The following is a 22,701-nucleotide window of genomic DNA, read 5'->3' as shown; positions in this document are numbered from 1 at the left end:
TAACGCAACGGTATTTACTTTGCAGAGAAGTTTGAAAAGCCACATCCAGGAGTGACGCTCTAAAATGGGGTGAGAGACAAGCGAAAGCGTTGCAGCTTGTCGCTTCGGGATGCTTGACACCATGACCGCGCGGCCGGGCTTCCAAATCAAATTGTCTGGATAGCGATTCGACGGTGAACAAGATGATTGACCACCGGTGTGATACTGGCTTTCTACTGGAATCAATCGTACGCCCACGCCGGCGGAAAATACTGCGAGTCTAAACCGCTGATTTTGCTCGCCGACGCTGAGATTCGTCGTCAGGATGAATGCCGTTTTCAATCATGGCGATCCGTTCTTGATGATTACAAAAACGGTGATAGATTGCGCCGATCCCGTGAATTAGAATGGCGACGATGGGGATCATCATGCATAAGACAGCTGGATCTAAGAACTTTTCCCAGTTCATTTTAGGGTCGTTGGGTTGGCGGTGACGGGCATATCCAAGTGATTCGTACTGGCGTCGTGAATCTTGCCAATACAATACGAGAAAATTTTCAATCGCAAACAGAATCTGGCGATTCGCGTCTTTAAAATCGTGAATTGCGAATGGATCGCGTCTCGGATGAGGGTATCCAGCATTGACGGCCATCTGCAAGTTCCGCCAATAGCCAATCCGATCGCCGATCTACAATCTGGAATTCCAACCCATCATGCAAAGGCTCGTGAAAGGCGGTGCTGTAACTGTACGCAGGGCCTTTTCGGCCGAAGATTTCGCTCACAATTACCACGCCGTCGCGACCGGCGTGGTGGGACACGACAAGAATTGAGAAAAACAGTGCTAGTGTCGCAACCAATGACACAACCAACGCAGTCAAACTTACCCGCGTTCGGTAGCGGATGTGAATCAGCAGTAAGGCCCAAAATAGTAGTGACATGACGCTGATTGCGGCACTGATCCAGCGAATCGGCATCGAGGCAATGTTGAGTGAACTTTGGGGCTCTACCACGTCAATTGTCAACGCACGAGCCGTCGCTAGATTCTCTTTGATCGTTGTGTCAAATGGCCGATAGATCTCTGCTTGGCGGAAGCAGCTAATCGCTCGTCCAAGCTCGCCAGATTGGAACCATGCGTTTCCCGCGTTGTACCATGATTCACCGATACGATGTCGCTTTTCAGCGGACGCTTCAAATTTCAATGCGGCTTGACTAAATAATGACTCTGTCTCCGGTAGCCCCGATGGTGCCTGGATTGCTGCTTCGAACAGTGACTCAGCGTCCGACCAATCCGACGCGCGCAATTCCGCAGATTGCAGGATTAGAGCCATGACTAAAATAGGAGTGGCCCTAGGAAGACAATCGAACAAGCGGCGTGAAAGCGAATTAAGGTTCGGGACTTTCGGAGTTGGTTTATCGGATGAGAAGTTCGCAGCGTCGCTCTTGGCGTGAGTCTCGAGAATCTGTTGGATATCCTCCTCGGGCAGGTTGAGCGATTGAAGGCACTTCTCGGCGTCGCCTGACGTCCACGCATCGGGAGGGAATGAAAAACCGGTCGCCATGAAATTCTGAAACGCACTCCACTTTTCGAGAGTGCCTTCGGGGAGTCTTTGAAGTTTACGATAGGCCTCGGCTTGACGGCGGTAAGCAGCGTCAACGGCGCGTTTCCTTCTGTCCCTTACCCATGGCAATAGTATCGCAAAGAGCACAGGGCCTGCCACTAGCAGCGCCCAAAAGTTCTCCGCCAGTAGTCCAATGATCATGTTGAATGCATCGTTCATCCGATTTGACTCTTTATTATGCCAGATGCCCGTAGGCTGATTTGTCAGCGTCGCTTCCATCTGCAATGTTCGGACATCAAAATAATTGAGACCATCTCGAGGGCGGACGCGTAGTGGAACCGCCGCTGTCTGCAAAAAACGGTACCCTCCCAACTCCTCGTCAAACAGCTGGATTTGCATCGATGGCAACGCCGTCACCTTAGTTGTCAACGGTCGCATTCGAGCGCGAAAACTAGTTCCATCGGGATGCCATTTTCGACTCAGTTCGCTAGAGGTGCGAAATCGCCCCCGAAGACTCCGTTGTCGTTCCAACGAAGGAAGCTCCAACATACCGTGCGGGGCGTCCGAATGCACTCGCAAGTCGACTTCCATCACCTGGCCGACTTCGATGTCATTTGTACTAAGCGTGACTTCGATTTCACAAGGAGCAAACAAACCGCTGAAATTCTCCGAACGATCCTGTATCGGCAGCGGTAATACCTCCAGCGTTAGTGGTTCCGACTCAGCGTACAATCGCTCATAAGCGTTTAGGGATGACATCGGTTCAAACAATCCATTGTTGAAGTACGCTGCATAAGGCGCAAAATTACTGCCCTTGCCTTTCAAATATGCGCATTCCAATCGGGTTGCTGGAAGCGATACTGTCCCCGCTTCCGAGAACCGAAGGAACAGAGAAAAAGTAACGGTGCCAAACTGCTCCGGCGAATCGGCCCAAGCGACACGTCTGGCGATGACTCGGCGACCGCCAAAAGGCATTCCCATCTGTTCTTTTTCTTCAGCCGTACATCGAGGCACCACCGTTTCGATCGACGATGCGTTAAAAAACTCTGGCAGACACAACAATGAACGGATACGATTGGTCGTCAATTTGCATGTCCATGTCACATCCACACGCAGTGGTTGTCCTTGATACACACTCCGCTTTTCAGGTCGCAGTTCTAAAGTCATGTCAGAGCTTCGTTGCGGTTCACTAACCAATATCTGGGTCGCGGTCGTTCGGAAACTGCCTGAGTCCGATGTGAAATTCAGTGCCGGAAAGATGACAAGCCCGGTTCGCCGGGGAATAAAACGGATCACGGCAACCGAACCGCTGTTTGTATCCGCGCTCTCTGCGGAAACCTCGAGACTGAACAGGGAGATATCATCACCAACATCGGGCAGATCCTCCGGTTGCTCAACTACTTCTGGGAAACGCACGAAGGCCGTTGCAACTGTATCGGTAAACCAACACTCTTCCTTCATTCCCAGTTCAACACTCGTTGGTGCGCTGGCAACGCCGTTTTCCGCCGATGGTGAATTCGCAGGGGCCTGCGCATCGCCTTCCTCCGAGTAGAGTGAGCTCAGAAAGGCAATGGCAAGCACTAGGGCAATCGTAAGACGTTGTGTCACCAGTCTTTCTCCACGCCTTGTTGGTTGCCTTTTGCACGTTGCTGTTGTCGGAACTGCAAGTTGCCCAATTCTTGTTGCAGAATGTCTTCAACCGAATAGTTGGGAACCGGCAACGGTTGCATTGCCGCGCCGCTGGCAAAGTCGCCCTGGCCTTGCATGGACGAAGTCATCGCTTCATCGGTGTCACTGGGTTCCATCATGTCCCAGTCTTCTTCCTCGTCATCCCATTCACTTTCGTCCGACTCCCCCGAGTTTTCGCTGGCTAATAGATCGAGGATCTCTTGGATCTTTTGCATTGCGTCTTGTTGGTGGTCTCGCGCGTCTGGCCAAGTGCCCCATTGCGTGAGCCTGTTCCTTGACAACTCTTGTGCCGCAATCACTTCCTTCATCAATCGACGCGGCACCTCGAGTACGCTGACAGGTACGTCTTGAATATCCATTTCCGGCGGTAAGATCGCTTGGTCGAGCACACGCATCAGATCCGCAATCGCGATGCCTTCTTGTTGCAACTCATGCTGGTTATCGCTGAACCGTTTTGAATCGGCACTGGCGGTTTCAGGCTCGCGAACCGGAGCAGCGGGAACGGGGGTGGTTTGGCCACGCCGACGCGCCGAGGATGGTGGCTTGCGGTGTGGAACCTCATTTCGTAGTGCCGTTTGTTTTCGAAGCAACTCCTGCAATCGTTCAACGAGCTGTTGCATTTGTTCTTGTAATGCCTGGTCTCGATCGTCTTGTTCCTGAATGCGGGCTTGGTATTCGGCAATTAGGTGAGACGTTGGATCCAACCGCATGGCGGCACGATGAAACGTAGGCATCATCCGCCGCGCCGCCAAGAAGCAACTCTGTGCCTGGCGCGCGAGAGATAACGCCGTTCGCGGTTCCGCGTCTGCCTTTGCGGAGGCCTCCGCCAATTGGCAAAGCCCCTGATTGAACCTCAGCGAAGCCTTTTCCGCAGGCAGCCAACTGCGCCCAGATGATTCGGATTCGAGAAGATCATATGCTTCCAATGCATCCGTATGTCTTCCTTGTTGCTGAAGTTGCATGGCCTCAGCAAATCGTTGTGCCGTCTCAGGATCAGCCGCATGCACGTTCGTGAGAGTCGTGCAAAACAGCACGATCATAGCCAAGCCAAGAGAACGCGGTCGGACAAGCTTCCGCTCGGCGAAAAGTAAAAGAATCAACGCGAACCCGATTAACACAAAACCGGCTTCTCGGTACACGAGGTAGGTATCGGTGCCCGCGGTTCCCGCAACCGGTTTGTCGACAACGTAGCTTGAATAGATGTCTGCGAGATCGAACGCGGCGGTCCCAATGGGACGATAGATGGCTTCGTTTGAACTCGAGGCCAACTCGCGCAAGCCTTGTTCATTCAGACGAGTAGTGACAATGCGGTCTTCGTGCTTCAAGTAAACGGTCTTTCCCTCTTCGTCCTCGATAGGAATCCGAGAGCCCGAGGTTGCATCGCCGAGTCCAATCACCAGCAGTCCCAAGTCGCGTTCTTTCAGTAATTCCGCAACACGGATATTGGTCGAACCATGTTCCTCGCCGTCCGTCAGAACGATCAAGTCCTGCATTCCTTTTCGATTATCCGATAACATGCTGTCTGTGCATTTTTCAACCGCCGAAAGCAGCGTTGTTCCACCAAAGTCGACCGCTCGCGTGGTGGCTTGGTCGATCATGTAACGAACGAAATCATAGTCATAAGTCAGCGGGCATAGGATGTTTGCACTGCCGGCATAAATAACAAATCCAACTCGCTCTGTTTGAAAACTGTCTAGTGCATCACGAATGCCATTCTTTGCGGCTTCCAACCGAGACGGATAGGCATCCTCGGCTAGCATGCTCTGAGAGACATCAAGGACGAAAATCACATCACGCCCACTCTTTGAAACTGAATGTCGCCGCGGACTATAGCCCGGTCGAGCGAGGGCTAGCATTAGTAGTGTCATGGCAGCTAGCCGTAGTCGGTCCGTCCAAACGCTGCGCCGTAATGAAGCGTCGGCCCCCATCTCTGACAACACCACGTTCCTGCGATACCGCGCGTGTTTCAGCACTACTGCAAGTGGAATCAACAGCAGCATCAGCAACAGCAGAATCGGATTTTGGAATGTAACGGGTGTCATGGCACTGCCCTCAGCCAAGTCGCTTCGACTAAAAATGCAGTGAACAGCAATAGCAGCGAGCTGGCAAGTGGCAGCCAGAACCATTCGGCAATCTGTGCGAAGTCTCGAGTCGCGATGCGGGATCGTTCAAGTTGGTCAATTTCAGCATAAACCGCTAGCAGCGAATCATAGTCGAAGGCTGTTCGAAACACTCCGCCGGTTTCAATGCAAATGTGCTCGAGCACTCGCTCTGCTTCCGAAAGTTGCGGTGACTCAAGTGCCTGCCCCGAAAATTCTTGAGGGTGTTCACCAAGACTGATGCTATAAACACGACACCCCCACTCTTTGGCCAATCCAGCAGCTTCAACGGGCATGTGTTGACCCGAGTTGTTTTCTCCGTCAGTCAAAAGGATGATGACGCGACTGGCGACTTCTCCTTCTAACGACCGCATTTGCCGGATTTCGGGATCATCAAGTTGCTTTAGCCGTGCAGCAGCGACGGCCAACGCATCACCGTAGCCTGTTCCGTCTTCATTGGGGCGTTCCTGGATTTCGAGATCCCGAACCAGTTCCAATAAGGCATCGTGGCCAAAAGTGAGCGGGCTTCGCGTATCGGCATAACGTGCAAACGTGATCAATCCCAGCAGGTCGCCTTCTCGGCCGTGAAGTTCGTCTCCATCTCCCGCGATGAATTTTTCGACTAGCACCTTGGCGACCTCCATGCGGCTACGATTCTTTCCATCCGTCATTTGCATGCTCATGCTCATGCTGCTCGACACGTCCACGAGTAGCTGAATGGCAATTCCTTCAGAGACTTGGATTGACTGAGTCGAACCTGCTTGAGGACGCGCCATTGCAATTATCAGCAGTGTTAAAGCAACGACGCGACAAGTCGGAAGAACCCAGAGATAACGAGCCCGTCCAAGGCTGGTATTGTCCCATAACTGAAGCGACGGCACTGTCAGGCTACCCCGTTGACGACGCCACAACAGAGCCAGTACGAACGGAATGGGTGCAAGCAACAACAGCCAAGGGTGCGCAAAACTCAATGCATCAACTCCTTGCGCAGCGAGGCAAGAAGGGCCGCTGGTTGGCAGTGTTGCCCATAGACAGCTTCTTCGATTTCGCAGCGCAATTCAGGCGAAATGTGAAAATCACGCTGCGCAAGGATTTGCTCTAAGCTTCGTTTCGGAACAACGCCCGACTGTAATTTCTCGACCGCTTCCAGTGCAGGATCATATTTCAAATGGGCTTCCAAATTCGAATCGCGAAGCAGGCGTTTGCAGAGGATTGTCACCGCTACCAGCAGAATTCCACACAAAAGAATCCCGCCAATCAGAAACGCCGGTGACTTACCATTACTCTCGTCGATAGTACCTGGAAGCGATTCCGGCGCGTCGTTGAGGTCGGTAGCTTCCAACGGAAGAACTTGTAGCATCACCATCGGAAGTGAAATTGTCTGAGTCCCATTGGCATCGGTTAGCTCCACCTGCGCTTCGTTGATGGTCACTTCCCCAGACGACAAAGGTTGCAACTGTAAGCATTGGCGTTGTCGATATCTCCCATTGGCAAGTGACACTGGCACTCGCAGCACAGATACGACGTGAAGTTGTGAGTGAGCTGGAACGTGCAATTCAAATTGGCCAAACGTATCGCGGTCCATTTCAACGATCAGTGTGCAAACGTCCCCGGGGTGAACTTGGGGCGGTTCGAAACGCGCCGTGATTCCCGAGTGTTCCATTGCTTTGGCCGAAATTGGCAGCAGGCAAAACAACAGCAGGATGAAACGTAACATGCATCAGCCTCCTGTTTCGTCCGCCACGCGTCGTTGTCGTGAATGAAAGAAACCTGCCAGTGCCGACACACAATCCTCTCCTACGGCAATCTCCATCAGGTCAACTCCGCTTTGCAGCATTTCTTCCTGGAGAGCCACGTGGTGTTCCAGGTGTTGGAGACGACGGCGGCGTAGATCAACGAACCGACGCACTCCCAATTCGGCATCTTGGAGATGCACCAGTTCTGTACTCGATGTCAATTGACTCGGCGTTTCAAGCACGTTCACGGCATTGATGTCGTGTCGGTTTGAAAGCGCTCGTAGCTCTTCGAGATAGTCGGCAGCGAAGAAATCCGATAACACAAACGCGATCGAGTGTTTACGTGCGATATGTCCGAAATGCGATAGCGCGTTCGCAAATTTCGTTTCGCGGCCTTCTGGCTGGAAATTTAACAATGCATCCATGATACGCATCGCGTGTGACGATCCCTTTCCCGGTGGGACAATCAATTCAACGCGATCAGAGAATAGGATTAGGCTCACTCGGTCGTTGTTCCGCAAAGCTGCCATAGCCAGCAACGAACAAAGTTCTGCGACCATCGCTCGTTTTAGACCGCCGGATGCACCAAGGATGGACGACGACACGTCCACCAGCAGATACAGAAACTGCTCACGCTGCTCGATATACCTTCGGATGTGCGGTTCGCCCGTACGTGCGGTCACCTTCCAATCCATCGATCGAACATCGTCGCCCGGTTGATATTGCCGTACATCTTCAAACTCGATGCCCTGGCCTCGGAACACGGATCGGTACTCACCGGCCAGTAGGTGTTCGACCGGTCGGCGGCACTTTAGTTCTAACAGCGATAGTTGGGTAACGGCGTCTTGGATCATGTTTGAGTAACCGGAACCGTCGATAGCATCTGATCGAGCAAATCGTCCGAAGTGATGGACTCTGCCTCGGCACGATAAGAAATCGCCAAGCGATGGCGAAGCACGTCGTGCGCCACGTCCTTCACATCTTGGGGAACGGTGTAGTCGCGTTTTTGCATCAACGCATTGCCTCGCGCTGCCAGGGATAGATAAATCGAAGCTCGTGGCGAAGCACCAAAACGAAGATACCGATCGATGTCCATGCCATAATGACTGGGGTTTCGCGTGCAATCGACCAACCGAACGATATACCGCTCGATTTTTTCATCTAAGAACGTCGCCTCCAAGGCGTCCCGCATTTGCATCAGTTCATCCAGCGTTAGAACGGGCTTAATGTCGTAGGCCTCTTTGGTCGTCGCCATTCGCTGCATGATTAGCAGTTCTTCATCCATCGACGGATAGCCAATCTTCAGTTTGAACATGAAACGATCGACCTGCGCTTCTGGTAGCGCATAAGTGCCTTCCTGTTCAATCGGATTTTGCGTTGCAAGCACAAGGAACGGTAATGGAAGGTCAAAGGTTTCCTTGCCGAGTGTAACCTGCTTTTCTTGCATCGCTTCGAGCAGAGCGGACTGGACTTTCGCAGGTGCGCGGTTCACTTCGTCGGCCAAAAGTAGATTGGCAAACACCGGGCCCTTCTCGGGGCTGAATGTATGATTGCGAGGGTCATAGACCAACGTGCCGGTAAGATCGCCTGGCAGCAAATCAGGAGTGAACTGAATGCGACTGAAATCGGCATGGATCGTTTTTGCCAGACAATTCACGGTCAATGTCTTCGCAATTCCAGGAACGCCTTCTAGCAACACATGCCCGTCGCAAAGGAGTGCTAGCAGCAGCCGATCAATCAGCGTCTGTTGCCCAACCACGGATCGCCCTATCTCACTTCGTACCTCATTTAGCTTTTCAGCGCAGTCCATCGGTTGGGTCCCCATCGACATTTCTATATTTGTTTCCAATTTTTTTCACCAACTAGCATTAATCCGATGATTCCAAACGCCGCGATCCTTCGAGTCCGATGTACTTTAAAAATCCACGCCCCTATTTCATTGTAACCCAGCGGATTATCGAGTTGTTCGAGATGTTTCGATACACCGGGGCATCAGCGGCTGACCGCAGAAGCCCCAAAGGTGTTGTAGACTAAGCGTTCAAACGAGGAAATGGTACCCGCATGATGCATGCGTGTTTTGGCTCATGGGGTCCGTAATTCAAGTCGCCTTGGTGGATTCCTCTTTCCAGTTGGTGGCGTTTTCTGCAGAGGAACAAAACCTCCAATTTATAGCAGAACTCCATTTTTAGCAGGAAGCGACGAGAACGGCATCGGATCTTGCCCCGCCGTTCACAGCACGATACTGAAACGCTTACGGGCGTTGAGAACTTGAATCACTTCCACAACTTCATCGTATTCGCGTGCGACCAGAAACGATTGACGTGGGGACTTTTGAAAAAATGATGGCCAGTAGTCATCCGTTTAAGATTAAAGTGGTTGCTTGAAACCAAGCTGTGCGGAAGTCGCCAAGACACTCTATCGACGATGTTTTGGTTTCAGTCAAAAGCATCAAACGAATTGCCCTTTTTTTCGTAAGCGAGCAACACGAGGATTTTTAATGAAAAACATCTGTATCGAACGACTCTATGTTGCCTGTTTGGGAATGCTGATGGCGAGCACCATTCACGCTGTCGAGCGTCCAAATATTCTGTTTGTTATGTCGGATGATCACACGTCCCAGGCGATTGGTGTCTATGGTGGGCGTTTGGCCCCGCTAAATCCCACGCCGACGATCGACTCGATTGCCAAAGAAGGCATGCTGATGAACAACGCGTTTTGTCAGAACGCGATCTGCACACCGAGTCGCGCGAGTATCATGACGGGCCAGAGCAGTGCTGTGAACGGATGTCCGACCCTGAGCGGGATTTTGCCGCCCGAGCGACAGTATCTGGCCATCGAAATGGGTAAGGCTGGTTACCAAACTGCGGTGATTGGAAAGTGGCATCTGCACGCTCGGCCGGAAGCGTTCAACTACTACAAGGTATTGCCGGGCCAGGGATCCTATTTCGATCCTGTCTTTCATGAACTTGGGGCGACCGGAGTGTTTCGCATCCGCAAGGGCGAAGTTACCGATGGCGTGCAAATGAAGGGGCATTCGTCTGACTGCATCGCTGATTCAGCGTTGGAGTGGTTCAAGAATCGACGTGATCCGGACCGTCCTTTCTTCTTGAAATTGCACTTCAAGGCGCCGCACGACATGTTTCAATATGCGCCTCGGTATGAAAACTATCTAGCGGATGTTGAGATTCCGGAGCCGAAGAACATGCGCGATCGTAAAAACCATGGTTCGATCGCCACGCGTGGCGATAATGATGAATTGGTTCCATACATTGGCACCTCCATCGGTCGTCGCAATCCACGCCGCAACTACACCAACAGTGGCCAGTGGATTAAGACGCTCGATCAAACTAAAAGTGACCAAGAAATTATCGGCGATGCCTATCAAGGTTACATGAAAGCGTATCTACGTTGCGTGAAAGGCGTCGATGACAACCTGAGCCGGGTCATCGAATATCTGGAGGCCGAGGGACTCTATGATAACACTGTGGTCATGTACACGGGCGACCAAGGCTTCTACCTCGGCGAACATGATTACATGGATAAACGCTGGCCCTATGATGAATCGATGCGAATGCCTTTCATTGTCCGCTATCCGAAAACGGTGAATACGGGGCGCATTGATGCAATCGTCGAGAATATTGATTACGCTCCAACCATGCTCGATTTTGCTGGTGTGAAAACGCCGGACTACATGCATGGGCGAAGTTTCAAACGCATCCTCGAAACCGGCAAAGAGCCTGAGGACTGGAAACAGTCGGCTTACTACCACTACTGGATGCATATGGCATCACACGACAATCCCGGCAACATCGCGATCCGTACCAAACAATTCAAACTGATCCAGTATTACGGTACTCCGATGAATGAAGATGAAGCGCAGACTCCGCCAGGATGGGAGCTGTATGATCTGCTGAACGACCCATCCGAAGACAACAATGTCTATGACAATCCGGAATACGCTCCGGTTGTTGCGTCACTAAAAGAGCAATTGAAAGAACGTCGCGCCGAACTCGGAGAAGACGATCCGAAGTTTCCTTTCAACAACGTGATCAACAAGTATTGGGACTATGGCCCTGCGGAGCGGGAGCAGGCGGTTGAAATTTCGCACCGGTATCTTGAAACTGCTGACAAATCGAGGGCGGATCGAGATGGTAAGAAAAATCGAGCAAAATAGGTCACTGTCCGTTTTGTAACGATCGTTTTCGTATCTTGTCAATTTAGCTTTCCAGCTAAACGTGTGGGCGACCCGATGTGGTGCCAGTCGCGGAACACCACGATGGCGATGCAATGCATGCACCCAAGCACACTCGTTGGAACGTGGTGGACAGCGGGCCAAAGCAAGGCACGATGCGAATGTTGGCCGATGCGTCCCAGCCGGCGGGCTTGAAGTTCGACGTCTCCTCTCACTTTGCCAATCACCGAGGATAGCATGTTCACGATCGAGTCACTTGGCCAGGGCAATTCGTAGGAAACTCGCGCCAGTTAGCCGGTGGAATTTCTAAGTGTCGAGAACTCTCTTGATTGGGAACGGAGCCGTCATGGTTTGACCATACAAGCGACCGGTGGCAAACGGGTGGCAAACCGTGCGAGGCAGCCTATGCCTTCCGTATTGAGTTCAAAGAGGAACGGTAACCTACAACGCGAGAACGAACGCACCGTTGCTGATGCGGAGGTTCGTTTTCGGTTATCATGGTAGCTCGATTCCTGCTACCCATTTGCCTGTTCCAACGCGTGTTGGACATGTCAATGATTCATTGATGAGGTCTGTTCGAGCAAACGCCTGTTCGAGCAAACGCCTGGGCGGCCCAACGCCTGGGCGGCTGCGGATGGCCGTCCCCCGCGTTTGTGTTGGATGTGTTGATTAAACACAACCGCCAACGTGGGAACTTGCTCAACGAATCGACGGTATTGAATCGAAGAAAAAGGAAAGGTAAAAGAAATGATGTTCCGGCTAACTCTGTCTGGTGTGCTCGTACTTTGCAGTCTCATTTTCACACCCGATCGCTCTGCCATGGCCGATCAACCCTACGAGGCCGATTGGACATCATTGAGCAAGCATGTTGCTCCGGAGTGGTTCAAAGATGCTAAGTTCGGAATCTACACGCACTGGGGGCCCGTTACGGTCGGTTCTGAAAACGCAGAAAAGGGTGGAGTTCAGTGGTACGGTATGCGTATGTACGAACCGAAAAACCCTGCCTTTGATTTTCATCGCGAGACATTTGGCGAGCAGAAAGACTTTGGCTACAAGGATATTGTGGAACGGTTTACTGCCCCGGAATTCGATGCTGAAAAATGGGCGGAGTTGTTTGCTGCTTCGGGAGCCAAGTTTGCTGGGCCCGTTGTCATCCACCATGACAACTATGCAATGTGGGATTCGAAAGTCACGGAGTGGGACACGATGGACAAAGGTCCCAAACGCGATGTCACTGCGGAGTTAGAAAAAGCGATTCGGGCTCAAGGGTTGAAGTTCATTGCAACGTTTCATCATTCGTTCACCTGGCGGTATTTTGAGCCGTCTTACAAATTTGATGGTTCTGATCCAAAGTACGTCAATCTCTATGGCGATGCGCACGAGGCTGATGCCCCTCCCACACCGCGTTTCCTCGATCAGTGGCTTGCCAAGATCAATGAAGTCGTTGTGAATTATGAACCTGACATGATTTGGTTCGACTTTGGTCTCGGAGAACGCAATTGTGTTACACCCGAGTACCAGCAGCGCATGTTTGCCGACTACTACAATTGGGCAGCGAAACACAATCGCCAAGTTGGAGTTGCCCACAAGCACTGGGATATTCACGAAAACACCGGCATCATCGATTTTGAACGCGGTCGTTTGGATTACTTGCCTGAATTCCCTTGGCTGACTGACACGTCGGTTGGACCATGGTTCAATCAAAAGTCCGTCAAGTTCAAAACGGAAAATGACTTGGTTGATGTCCTCGTGGATATTGTCAGCAAGAACGGTTGCATGTTGTTGAACGTGGGGCCGACAGCCGCGGGTGAGATTCCGCCCGAGGCTGCTGCGTTATTACGTGGCATCGGCAAATGGCTTGAAGCTAATTCGGAAGCGATCTTCTCGACGCGACCTTGGCTTGTGTACGGTGAGGGGCCAACCCAGATGACGAAGAGCGGCGGGTTCAGTGAGAAGGATGGGTTCCACTACACAGCGTCCGATATTCGGTACACACGCAGCAAAGACGGTAGCACGCTGTATGCAATTCTGCTTGACCGAGCGGAAGGCGATGTCACGCTTCGTTCGGTCCAAGTTGAGCAGGCGGCGGATTCGGCCACGGTCCAAATGCTTGGGCATGATGGCTTGGTGGACTACATCATCAACGATTCCAAACAGTTGGTTCTTCGGTTGCCAAAGTTGGGTGAATTGGAATTTCCTTCGGAGCACGCCGTCGCTTTTAAACTGAACGGTTTTAAAACGAGTCTCCATCCCCGCGTCAGTAAACAAGAAAAACAGCCATGATAAGGATGGGAAATCTTAGCTTGTTGGTCCTCCACCGAAAATCACGGCGGCACGGAAAACGAGTGTCCTGGTTGCCTCTTGGCGTATCACCGAGTACTTGATTGCAGAACTTTTTGCAGCGAGGAAGATTGCGATGAAGAAACTGGTTTCAGTGATCGTTCTTGGGGTCTCGATGTTATGTACGCCTGCACTAGCCCTCAATCAAGCGATCCACGCGTGACGTTTTCGGGTTTTTCGCTTGTGCGATGCGAGCAGACCGGTGGCCAGGCTTTTTGATTTTCGATCTTGATCTTCGCATGGCTCGTGTTCTTTGAGTTAGGCGTTTGAGCGGTACCGAGACGTCCAGACCTCGGCTTCGTTGGTGCTGAGTCGTCAACATCGCAGTGGCTTGCGGATGTGATCGTGTAGGGTCATCAGTAGGTCCACCGTAGGGCGATAGGTTAACAACCGGAAGACGCGCTGCCGTGACGAACGGATGATTTGAGCGGGAAGAAGGATCAGCGAATTCAAATACGTCCAGAATTCCATCCGAATAATTCGGTTGCGAGCTTCCCGGCGAACACGTTTCTGACTTTCGTTGCCCTTGACTTGAACCAGCAACCCGCTCCAAATCTTCAACGTCCAAGCCAAGGAGGCGAACAGCATGTACGCCATGTTGCTTTCAAGGTTATCCAGCGGAGCGGTCAAGGCTCCACAGGCTTTCAATTGGCTGATCGTGTTTTCTTGGTCGCAACGCTGGTTGCTGCCGCGAATCACTTCCCTCGCTGGCAAAGTTCCTGCTGTTTCATTGGTGATATAAAAGAAGTATCGCTCTTCGGAGAACAGTAGCTGTTGCCCACTGGTTACATCAATGTCTTTGCGAACAACGATCATTCGATAAGTCTTCTCGCATGCGGTGGGACAATACTCGAATTCAGCGTAACTCTCTCCGGTAAGTCGTTGATTCTTGTAGCCATTGGTCTGGACGATTCGTTCTCTCTCGTTCGGACGGCAGGCACGCTCTGCCTTGTCCGGCGTGCTTCGCCTCGAACGGTCAAGCCGTTTCCATGCGGTTTTTGCAAGCGAATCAGCGATGCGGCAGAGGTTCCGATGAGCGGAATAGCCAAGAATGAACTTCACACCTGAGTTGTCCCAGCGATCCAAGTGCTCCGTCGACGAGAAGGCCGTATCGCCACGAAGAACGATCTTTCGAAAGCCCGCCTGTGTGCATTGTTGGATCGCCAAGTCATAGAAAAATGCGGAGTCTTCCTCGCTGGTACGATTGCCGCTACGATTGTGCAGGTAAAGCAGCTCCTGAGTTTCCGCGAGCGTGACGACCAGCGGATGGTAGCCCCATTGGCCTTTGTAGTTGATGCCGATGCCGGATTTCTTTTCACCGCTTGTTTCCACCATCGTTCCGTCTGCTTCGATCGTGGCGCAATCGAGAAAGCTGTCCTCTTGCTGCTTCCAAACGGTTTGCCGAACGCGATTGACTGCCTGCATGACCATGAGCAGCTTGAGGTGACTGAATCTCCGGCAGAAATCTCCAGCAGTAGTCGGGTCGGGTATGCGCTCCGCACCGAGTGCATCGAGATAGGCTTCGTCGTTGCGTCGTTGTTCGATGTGATCCAAGCACGTTCCACCGGCGAGCAGGTTCAGGGCAATGTTGAGAATGTGGTCAGTTTCGTCGTAGGGCAGGTGGAGCTTGAATACCTTTGCCGAACGATTGAGTTCCTTCCGCAGACCAAGCTTCTTGATCAGTTCGAGGATCACTGCGATACCGCCGCAGGAGACCGCCTGCTGTTTCTCGGCGAGTTCGAGTTTCGTGGTGGAAGGACGAATCATGGGCGATTTCCACGCTCCATGCTGGACTGAAATTCTGCGTAATAATCTCCGTTTGCGTTTTCGCAGTTGTTGACGTACCCTGATGTTCACTCGAAACCCCTTGTAGCGTGCGTGGATTGAAGTCTTAGTAACCTCCAATAGACGCGTAAAACGCCAAGGGTTTTCGAGTTTTATAAAATATTCGCGACTTAGCAGTCGCTTGATTGAGGACTAGCGGAAGGTTTTCGCTACCAAGCAGACGGGGACTCGATTCGTAGCCACTATCAGTGTCCCGAGTGGTTCCGCGATGCCAAGTTCGGCATCTTTCTGCACTGGGGGCCGTATACCGTTCCAGCCGACGCAACAACGAAGTACGGCAAATACAAGTACTACATGGGGTGGGAACGAAACGGGAAGTCGGCGTATATACATCACCTCGCGACCTACGGAGAGCATTCGGAATTCGGCTACAAAGATTTTATACCGATGTTCAAAGCCGAGAAATTTGACGCCGAGGCATGGGGGGAACTGTTCAAGGAGGCAGGAGCGAGATATGTGGTCCCTGTTGCCGAACATCACGATGCCTTTGCCATGTACAATTCCAACCATACGTGATGGAATGTTGTGAACATGGGACCCAAGAAAGACACGATGCGGATGCTGGCCGATGCAACTCGGGCGGCGGGCCTAAAGTTTGCAGCCTCATCACACTTTGCCACCGCCCGCGGTTTCTACAGCAAGAAGGACCGTGCCTTTGATACGAACAATCCTGAGTTTCAGGATCTCTATATGAAGCCCAAGAAAAGCAAGGACGAGTTGCCAAGTCAGGATTTTCTCGACCTTTGGTGGACTCGCACAACGGACATCATTGATCAATCTGCACCCGACCTTCTGTGGTTTGATTTCGGCATCGACAAACCAGGTTACGAAGAGATGCATCCCAAAATTCTCGCCTATTTCTACAACAAGGGACTTGAATGGAAAAAAGAGGTGGTTTTCCAAGACAAGAACATGAACCGCGAGTCGGTCCCGGAAGGTCTGATGGTGCTCGACATCGAACGTGGGCGTATGGACAAGATCAATAAGTATCCCTGGCAAACGGATACTGCCACTGGAAAGAATGCGTGGAGCTATATTGAGAGAGTGGAATTCAAGACGTCCGGAAGCCTGCTGGATGAACTGATCGATACAGTCAGCAAAAATGGCTGCTTGCTGCTGAATGTCGGTCCAAAATCAGACGGTACGATCCGCGAAGAGGAAACCGCGATTTAAAAAGAAATGGGTGAGAGGTTGAAACTCAATGGTGAGGCGGTTCATGAGACTCGGCCATGGGGAATTTACGGTGAAGGTCCGACAAAAGTTGTCGCCGGGCATTACGCTGAAAGTGAGAACGCGGAAAATATCGCGGCGGATATTCGCTTTACCACCAAAGGCGACACACTTTACGCCACGTCGCTCGGTTGGCCCCAAGACGGTGTCTTTACCATCAAGTCGCTGGCGAAGGGAAACCCGCAAGAATCTCGTGCAATCCGATCAGTGGGCTTCGTTAGTGGCAATACAAAGGTGAGATGGAGACAGACAAACGAAGGCTTGGTGATCCAAACCAATGGCAATAAGCCCAACGAAGCGGCTTATGCCTTTCGAATTTTTTTTCAAAAACAGTGGTGAGTAAATATGCAACCGATTCGATTATTTCACACACCTGCACGTTTGCAGGTCACATTGATAATGGCCCTGGTCATCTCAAGCACTGCGTTTGCTGCTGGTGAGAAGGTTGCCGCAGGAATTTCAGACCCCAGCGGTAATCGGCCGAACGTCATCGTGATTCTTGCCGATGATCTTGGTTACGCTGATGTTGGTTTTCATGATGTGGTTGCTGATGGAGTCAACACGCCTCACCTCGACCGATTGGCCGCATCAGGTGTTGTCTTCCGAAATGCTTACGCATCGGCGCCGGTTTGCAGCAATTCACGTCTAGCGCTTTCCACCGGGCGATATCAGCATCGTTGGGGAGCCTACTACTACGGCCAGGGGGGATTGCCGTCCAACGAGCACACCATTGCCGAGATGATGCGTGATGGGGGTTATCGAACCATGAAAATTGGGAAGACCCATCTGAATAACGGCCCCAAGAGCGACCCGATGAAACACGGGTTCGACCATTACTTGGGTTTCAAACACCATTCTTGGGATTTCAATCTGATCAGTGAAAAGGACGTTGCCGCTTATGAAAAAAAACAGAAAGGCAGCATCGCGAAGGCACGGATGGCACCGATCGGTCCACTGACACGCGACAATGGGGAACTTGAATCGTATGAGAACACGACCACCACGGAGGTGTTTGGTCGAGAGTCACTCCATTTCATTTCGGCCGAGGGTGACAAGCCGTTTTACTTGCAGTTGGAATTCAATGCGGTGCATACTCCGTTGACGCGAGGGCCGGAACAATTGAGAAAGAAGTTTGGAATTCCCGCCAGACCGTTTGATCGCGATGCCGCCGTTTGGGAATACCCTTACTGGGACCCTGTTGCTCAGCCCGACTATGGTCAGTGGTACGACCAAACGTGTCATCTCGGTATCCCCGATCCTTATGGCAGAAAAATCTATTTGGCGCATCTTGAGTTAATGGACACGATGATTGGTGACCTATTGGACGCACTTGAAGCACAAGGCGTGCGTGAGAACACCTTCATCTTTTTCTCGTCCGACAATGGTGGTTCGGACCAGTCTTATGCGAACAATGGACCGATCAATGCCTACAAATATTGCCTGATGGACGGCGGAATCAAAGTGCCGATGATCGTTTCGTGGCCATCCGCTTTTGCGAACAAACATATCGATGCCACCGTCACACATCGTGACCTATTTCCAACTTTGTCAGAAATTACCGGCATGACGCCGCAAAAACAGCTTGACGGTAAGAGTTTGCTTCCGTTGATTCATGGCGATGTGGACCAACTGCATGCGTCGGAGCCTATGTTTTGGGACTCGGGACCGAGACAGAACAATTGGGTCGCTCGGTTGGGCGACTGGAAGCTTGTCTACAGAGAAGTCGGGAAAACGTATCAATCTTACGACCTAGACGAAAACGGATTGGTCAAACCCACACTTTCCGATGTCAATATACGAAGCGGATTGCAGCTCTATGATTTGGCGAATGATTCTGGTGAAACGAAGAATCTCAGTTTAGAATTCCCTGAACGTGTCGCCAAAATGAAACAACTCTACACTGATTGGCGAGCGCAGATGGCCGATCCAATCAGCGGAAAGAAAGCCAAGTAATCGGAGAGACGCCATTGCGATCCAATAGAATGAAATACGTTTGGATGGTGGCTGCGATGGCAATCCGCGCGGGAAATTCGTGGTGTGAGGGCATGCCGAGCTGAGAAGTGGGGATTTGAAGGCGGCCTGACGCGTGCCAGCGCGTCCGCAACGAGACGGAATTCGATCGTTGGGAATCTTATGGTTATATTCGTAAGTGAACTAACCGATGGGATTGTTCCAAGTTGCCATGGCGGGGGGCGTCAGACTTACAGGCGAATTACGAGTAGACTGGTGATTCCGAAATGTTGCAACGGCGGCAAAAGGGGGCAATCGCCGTTCGCTTCAATGTTCGTTTGGCCGCAAATGATGTTGGGGGGCCGCCCAGTTCAGTTGCTTAGCTTAGTATTCGACGAAGACGTATTGCGATGGATATGAACAGTTACAGAAAATGGTTACCAGCGATTTGCGTCGTGTTGCTTGGATTGGCCTTCGGAATCGCGAAGCAATCCAGAGAGACAAAGGCGTCGGAGTCGACGCGGGTGGATGCGTCCCAGACGCGGGTGGATACGTCCCAGACGCGGGGGGTGAACACAATTGAATCGCTGCGGGACGCGATTGTTTTCTTGAAAGATACGTTTGGGACGCAATATCCTAGCGGGACGGACTACCTGAAGCGGCTTGAAAGCATCTCGGACGCGACATCAGAGAGTTACGATCAGTTGCAGCGAGAGGCTTTGCTGAGCCATCCGCATATCAAAGGGCACGACTGGCTGATTGAAGTACGTGACCAATATTGGGGTAATCACGGTCCGATCAACACCATGTTCCAGAACGGTGACATTCATCGGGCCGCCGGCAGTGGAGGAATCCAAAGCTGGCACAGTCTGGGGGGGCGATTGGATGTCATCTCAATCGAAGATTCGGGGGTTGTGACGCGAAAGCAGGTGCTGGCGGAAGAGCCGGACGGGATTTTCAGGGACGCGGATGTCAGTTTTGACGGGCAGAAAATTCTGTTCAGCATGCGCAGGAACAAAGCGGATGATTATCACCTTTATGAAGTCGATGTGGACGGTCGCAATTTGAAACAGCTAACTTTCGGAAGCATGATTTCGGATGTGGATCCCATCTATCTTCCGGATGGAAAAATTTTGTTCAGTTCCACGCGTGATCCAAAGTATTGCCAATGTAACCGTCACATTTCATTGAACTTGTTTACGATGGAATCGGACGGGGCAAATATTGTACAGGTCAGCAAAAATGATCTAGCCGATTTCCATGCAAGCTTAAGACCCGATGGAACGGTTCTCTATAGCCGCTGGGAATATGTGGACCGCCAATTTGGACCGTCGCTTGGGCTTTGGACCAGCAATCCAGACGGCACACGGCATCAGCTCTTTATGGGTAACAATGCTTGGAGTCCTGGCGCGATGCTCGATGCTCGGACCATTCCGGGAACGGATAGTGTGGTGTGTGTGTATGGTGCCACGCATGATCTGCCGTGGGGCGCAATGGCCGTGGTGGATCGATCCAAGGGCATGGATGGACTCGAGCCGATTATCGAGATGTGGCCAGAATCGGGACGCAAGTTGGTGACTCCCAGCGATGATGCAATCAATCGATCAATGAAATTTAGAGGTTCTATCGACAATTTTAAGAAGCTGCCGACCCGCTATGAAGATCCTTATCCTGTGCATGACTTGGAAGCAGGTACCGGTGGCGGTCAGTTCTTTTTAGTGTCCAAACGGGTTGGGAAACGCGAGAACCGCAGCTCGAAAATGAACGGGAAGATGGCAATCATGCTCGCTGATATCTTCGGGAACGAAATTGTCGTTTATGAAACCGGCGACGAGGTGTTAGGCGCTTACGGTGCCGTCCCATTGGCGGCACGCAAGCGTGCTCCTGCGATTCCTGATGCGGTCGACTATACGATGGATCACGGTTTTTTGTATGTAAACGACGTTTATATCGGTGATCGAGATGAAATGACAAACGTCTCGCGGGGCTCGATCAAGTATTTACGCATCATCGAGGCGCCACCGCGTCAGACCTATGATGAACGTGGCTATTGGAATACGGATGCTCAGCAGGTCGGTGCCATGAATTGGAACCTGACCAATAACAAACGTATCTTGGGCGATGTGCCTGTCGAGGAAGATGGATCGGCCTATTTTGAATTGCCAGCTGATACCTTCGTTCAAATTCACGCGTTGGATGAAAACAAGCAGATGATTCAAGCGATGCGATCAGCAACCATCGTACGACCCGGCGAAACACAGGGTTGCATTGGTTGCCACGAGAATCGTGTTTCCACGCCGATGCCCAATAACGCATTGCCAATGGCCATGCGCCGGCCAACGAGTCGGCTAGAGCCTTGGCTGGACACGCCGAGCGTCGAAGAAGCCAAACCGTTCAACTATCTCACCGACGTGCAGCCGGTTTTCGATCGGCACTGTGTCGCCTGTCACGATTACGACCAAGAAGCCGGAAAAGAGCTGAACCTGTGTGGCGACCTGAGCTATCCGTTCAATGTTTCCTATACCGAACTGATGTCGAAATCCGGTCAACGCTACGAAGGCTCCGAAGAGAAAATGGTCAACTTTGTCGGCGACGGTCCTCCCGGTGTTCTGCCTGCGTATGCTTGGGGGTCGCATCGCAGCAAACTGGTTCGCGTTCTAAAGGAGGGGCATTATGATGTGAAGCTCTCCGACAAAGAGATGCAGCGGATTACCAGTTGGATCGATATCAATGCAGTTTATTACGGACGCTATGAGTCGTATTATCCAGGGCGTAGTCCATTGTTGGCTTTGGAAGACGGCGCACGAAAACGCGAGCTTGTCTACGGCAAGTATACGAAGCGGGGGAGCCTCTTACCGTATCTGCTTGAGAACGGGCATCTCGTGAATTTCACTCGTCCGGAAAAAAGTCCAGCGTTGGCGTTGATGGAAGATGACCAGCATCGCGCATTGGCATTGTCATACCTAAAGGACGCCGGTGCGTTGTTAAAGAAGCGTCCACGCGAGGATCAAAGCAATGAGGGCATTGCGGAGTCGGAGATGGACCTTCACAACTCAGAACGTTTGAAAACAACTCAAAGAGAGAATGCAAAGGCGGTCAAAGCACTGATCAAAAACAAGAAATACTATCAGTTCAAATAGCGGCAATTTTTCAATCAGCACGAACTGTTCATTCTATTTTTCCAAACAGCGGGCGGAATCTCTTCGGATTTATGCGCAGCGCAGAAGATTGCTATCGAATGTCGTTTCATCGATCCAATACGCTGCGGATGGCCTCTCTCCTAGTGGCAACATCCCCGTGATCGCAACATCCCCGTGATCGCAACATCCCCGTGATCGCAACATCCCCGTATTAGCAACAACCCCGTAACCGCGAAGAAGTCGAGTCAATGAAAGCCAGGCGAATCGGAATGATCTTTGGGCTAATGCTATTGTCCTTTGCATTATCTCGGGCAGATGAACCCGCGCCGCGTCCTAACATTGTCTGCTATTTTGCGGACGTTATGGGCTGGGGCACGATCAGGGCCAACCAGACACTGGCGGCCGCCAACGGGGTGGATACCACCGAGATTAAAAAGCTGATTACGCCCAACATTGACGCATTGGCAGAACGAGGAACCAATTTCTCGCATGCATATGGCAAACCGGTTTGTTCGCCTTCCCGTTCCTGCCAACAGACCGGATTTCAACTCTGGCATACTTGGGCGGACCGGAATGGTCGCAGCCATGATCAGTCGACGAGCGGCACCCTCGAGTTGGAACTTGGGAAACATCTCCCACTAACGGTCAAAGGAGCGGTCACGCTCAATGGAACCTTGAAGTGCAGTTCGTCGGATGGAGCCGCCATCCCGATGGGCAAGCGGACTACGATCCTTGCGGGGGCTTCCGTCACGGGAACTTTCAAAAATCCTGGCGGGCTTGTTTGATGTAGCGGACAGACGTTCCGAATTCACTATGGAACTGACCGAGTGCAACTGGAAAAAATCGAGCGTTGAAGGGTCCGGGATTTGTGGAGAGGAATTCCACAATCCAGGCACCTGCTGGAAACGCCCAAAACCAGTAAACTGTGCATAATTGAATTGC

15 protein-coding genes and 1 pseudogene are annotated in these 22,701 nt (G+C 51.8%); 8 read left to right on the top strand and 8 right to left on the bottom strand.

From position 1 onward, the window contains the following. Positions 1-259: 259 nt before the first annotated feature. The 7 genes from CA13_RS25960 to CA13_RS25930 are packed head-to-tail and all read right to left on the bottom strand — an operon-like array spanning position 260 to position 8,872. Positions 260-631, bottom strand: coding sequence for a hypothetical protein (locus tag CA13_RS25960; protein ID WP_146401651.1), 372 nt, complete (start codon positions 629-631; stop codon positions 260-262). Then, complete coding sequence (locus tag CA13_RS25955) at positions 570-3,146, bottom strand: hypothetical protein (protein WP_419194831.1); 2,577 nt, start codon at positions 3,144-3,146, stop codon at positions 570-572. Before CA13_RS25955 ends, CA13_RS25960 begins: the two co-directional genes overlap by 62 nt. Continuing rightward, positions 3,143-5,269, bottom strand: a complete 2,127-nt coding sequence (locus CA13_RS25950; protein WP_146401647.1) for a vWA domain-containing protein — start codon at positions 5,267-5,269, stop codon at positions 3,143-3,145. Before CA13_RS25950 ends, CA13_RS25955 begins: the two co-directional genes overlap by 4 nt. After that, complete coding sequence (locus CA13_RS25945) at positions 5,266-6,297, bottom strand: vWA domain-containing protein (RefSeq protein ID WP_146401645.1); 1,032 nt, start codon at positions 6,295-6,297, stop codon at positions 5,266-5,268. Before CA13_RS25945 ends, CA13_RS25950 begins: the two co-directional genes overlap by 4 nt. Beyond that, positions 6,294-7,043, bottom strand: coding sequence for a hypothetical protein (locus tag CA13_RS25940; protein ID WP_146401643.1), 750 nt, complete (start codon positions 7,041-7,043; stop codon positions 6,294-6,296). The genes CA13_RS25945 and CA13_RS25940 overlap by 4 nt, the downstream gene beginning before the upstream one ends. A 3-nt stretch (positions 7,044-7,046) precedes the next feature. Further along, positions 7,047-7,916: a DUF58 domain-containing protein gene (locus CA13_RS25935; protein WP_146401641.1), complete on the bottom strand. Its 870-nt coding sequence runs from the start codon at positions 7,914-7,916 to the stop codon at positions 7,047-7,049. Then, a complete protein-coding gene (locus CA13_RS25930) occupies positions 7,913-8,872 on the bottom strand; it encodes an AAA family ATPase (RefSeq protein WP_419194830.1) in 960 nt (319 codons plus the stop codon). Before CA13_RS25930 ends, CA13_RS25935 begins: the two co-directional genes overlap by 4 nt. Before the next feature lie 687 nt (positions 8,873-9,559). Here CA13_RS25930 and CA13_RS25925 point away from each other — a divergent pair. The 3 genes from CA13_RS25925 to CA13_RS25915 all read left to right on the top strand — a co-directional run bounded on the left by CA13_RS25925 (position 9,560) and on the right by CA13_RS25915 (position 13,537). Beyond that, a complete protein-coding gene (locus CA13_RS25925; RefSeq protein WP_146401639.1) occupies positions 9,560-11,236 on the top strand; it encodes a sulfatase family protein in 1,677 nt (558 codons plus the stop codon). A gap of 77 nt (positions 11,237-11,313) precedes the next feature. Beyond that, positions 11,314-11,490, top strand: coding sequence for an alpha-L-fucosidase (locus tag CA13_RS25920; RefSeq protein WP_419194829.1), 177 nt, complete (start codon positions 11,314-11,316; stop codon positions 11,488-11,490). 583 nt (positions 11,491-12,073) lie between these two features. Further along, positions 12,074-13,537, top strand: a complete 1,464-nt coding sequence (locus CA13_RS25915; protein WP_419194828.1) for an alpha-L-fucosidase — start codon at positions 12,074-12,076, stop codon at positions 13,535-13,537. Positions 13,538-13,909: 372 nt separating this feature from the next. Here CA13_RS25915 and CA13_RS25910 read toward each other — a convergent pair whose 3' ends face one another. Further along, positions 13,910-15,361, bottom strand: a complete 1,452-nt coding sequence (locus tag CA13_RS25910) for an IS1380 family transposase (RefSeq protein ID WP_146393721.1) — start codon at positions 15,359-15,361, stop codon at positions 13,910-13,912. A 237-nt stretch (positions 15,362-15,598) separates the two neighbouring features. Between CA13_RS25910 and CA13_RS35680 the strand changes: the two are divergent. The 5 genes and pseudogenes from CA13_RS35680 to CA13_RS25880 form a co-directional block, all read left to right on the top strand. Continuing rightward, positions 15,599-16,612 (top strand): annotated as a pseudogene (locus CA13_RS35680) (alpha-L-fucosidase); the annotation flags it as partial. Positions 16,613-16,618: 6 nt separating this feature from the next. Continuing rightward, the gene (locus tag CA13_RS25895; RefSeq protein WP_146401630.1) at positions 16,619-17,008 is read left to right on the top strand and encodes an alpha-L-fucosidase C-terminal domain-containing protein; all 390 of its coding nucleotides are present in this window, start codon (positions 16,619-16,621) and stop codon (positions 17,006-17,008) included. A 6-nt stretch (positions 17,009-17,014) separates the two neighbouring features. Next, complete coding sequence (locus CA13_RS25890; protein ID WP_146401628.1) at positions 17,015-18,622, top strand: sulfatase family protein; 1,608 nt, start codon at positions 17,015-17,017, stop codon at positions 18,620-18,622. 413 nt (positions 18,623-19,035) lie between these two features. Then, positions 19,036-21,759: an HzsA-related protein gene (locus CA13_RS25885; RefSeq protein ID WP_146401626.1), complete on the top strand. Its 2,724-nt coding sequence runs from the start codon at positions 19,036-19,038 to the stop codon at positions 21,757-21,759. Between the two features lie 248 nt (positions 21,760-22,007). Continuing rightward, positions 22,008-22,544: a sulfatase-like hydrolase/transferase gene (locus CA13_RS25880; protein ID WP_146401624.1), complete on the top strand. Its 537-nt coding sequence runs from the start codon at positions 22,008-22,010 to the stop codon at positions 22,542-22,544. Positions 22,545-22,701 lie beyond the last annotated feature (157 nt).

Source organism: Novipirellula herctigrandis, from assembly GCA_007859835.1.
Taxonomy (GTDB): domain Bacteria; phylum Planctomycetota; class Planctomycetia; order Pirellulales; family Pirellulaceae; genus Novipirellula_A; species Novipirellula_A herctigrandis.
Note: the sequence above shows the minus strand (reverse complement) of the source record. Positions and strands in the feature narration are given on the sequence as shown.

Coding starts and splice junctions, on each gene's coding strand:
- CA13_RS25960 (WP_146401651.1), bottom strand. CDS start 631: ATGGCCGTCAATGCTGGATACCCTCATCCGAGACGCGATCCATTCGCA.
- CA13_RS25950 (WP_146401647.1), bottom strand. CDS start 5,269: ATGACACCCGTTACATTCCAAAATCCGATTCTGCTGTTGCTGATGCTG.
- CA13_RS25940 (WP_146401643.1), bottom strand. CDS start 7,043: ATGTTACGTTTCATCCTGCTGTTGTTTTGCCTGCTGCCAATTTCGGCC.
- CA13_RS25935 (WP_146401641.1), bottom strand. CDS start 7,916: ATGATCCAAGACGCCGTTACCCAACTATCGCTGTTAGAACTAAAGTGC.
- CA13_RS25930 (WP_419194830.1), bottom strand. CDS start 8,872: ATGGACTGCGCTGAAAAGCTAAATGAGGTACGAAGTGAGATAGGGCGA.
- CA13_RS25925 (WP_146401639.1), top strand. CDS start 9,560: ATGAAAAACATCTGTATCGAACGACTCTATGTTGCCTGTTTGGGAATG.
- CA13_RS25915 (WP_419194828.1), top strand. CDS start 12,074: ATGGCCGATCAACCCTACGAGGCCGATTGGACATCATTGAGCAAGCAT.
- CA13_RS25910 (WP_146393721.1), bottom strand. CDS start 15,361: ATGATTCGTCCTTCCACCACGAAACTCGAACTCGCCGAGAAACAGCAG.
- CA13_RS25895 (WP_146401630.1), top strand. CDS start 16,619: ATGGGTGAGAGGTTGAAACTCAATGGTGAGGCGGTTCATGAGACTCGG.
- CA13_RS25890 (WP_146401628.1), top strand. CDS start 17,015: ATGCAACCGATTCGATTATTTCACACACCTGCACGTTTGCAGGTCACA.
- CA13_RS25885 (WP_146401626.1), top strand. CDS start 19,036: ATGAACAGTTACAGAAAATGGTTACCAGCGATTTGCGTCGTGTTGCTT.
- CA13_RS25880 (WP_146401624.1), top strand. CDS start 22,008: ATGAAAGCCAGGCGAATCGGAATGATCTTTGGGCTAATGCTATTGTCC.